Origin of the sequence: Mitsuaria chitosanitabida ATCC BAA-476 = NBRC 102408, from assembly GCF_001598255.1 — a bacterium.
Lineage (GTDB): Bacteria > Pseudomonadota > Gammaproteobacteria > Burkholderiales > Burkholderiaceae_C > Roseateles > Roseateles chitosanitabidus.
Window position 1 is genome coordinate 1 of sequence record NZ_BCYP01000043.1, and the last position, 640, is coordinate 640.

Sequence of the window (640 nt, forward strand, 5' to 3'; positions counted from 1 at the left end):
CAGAGGCAGAGGCAGAGGCAGAGGCAGAGGCAGAGGCAGAGCGCGAAGCCGAAGCCGAAGCCGAAGCCGAAGCCGACATCAGATCGCTCGCGAACGCCGCGGCACTGTCGGGCGCGTCGCCCTCGCCGTGGGTACTCGCGATGAAGAGCGCATGGCGCGCGGCCATCAACGCGGCGCGATCGATCTCGCCGAGCGCGGCTACCCGCACCGGCATGCCGGCCAGGTGCAACGAGCGGGCGGTCTGCCAGGCGATCTCCTCGGCCTGGCCCGTCTGGCTCGCATGCAGCACCAGCACCGGTGGACCCGCGTCAGCAGCGGGCAGCAGCGCGGCCGCTTCCTCGGCCGCCTGACGCAGGCGGCGGCGATGGCGCCACCAGACGGCACCGCACATCAACAGATAGAGCGCGATCAGCAGCAAGGCCGTCGCGGGTCGGGACATCGGCATCACAACATCAACTCGCGCATCGCGGCCGAGAAGCGCTCTTCAAAGACAACAGGACGCCCCTCGGCACGCTCCACCGCTGTGCGACCGGCATCGACGGACCCGTCATAGTCTCGGTCTCGGTCTCGGTCTCGGTCTCGGTCTCGGTCTCGGTCTCGGTCTCGGTCTCGGTCTCGGTCTCGGTCTCGGTCTCGGCCA

2 protein-coding genes are annotated in these 640 nt (G+C 69.4%); both read right to left on the bottom strand.

Annotated elements, in window-relative coordinates:
* A partial coding sequence (locus tag MCHT01_RS27055) for a flavodoxin domain-containing protein (protein WP_174549075.1) occupies window positions 1-445 on the bottom strand: 445 nt, incomplete at its 3' end.
* 7 nt (window positions 446-452) lie between these two features.
* Window positions 453-640: hypothetical protein (locus tag MCHT01_RS27210; RefSeq protein WP_218017946.1), on the bottom strand; the 188-nt coding region annotated here is incomplete at its 5' end.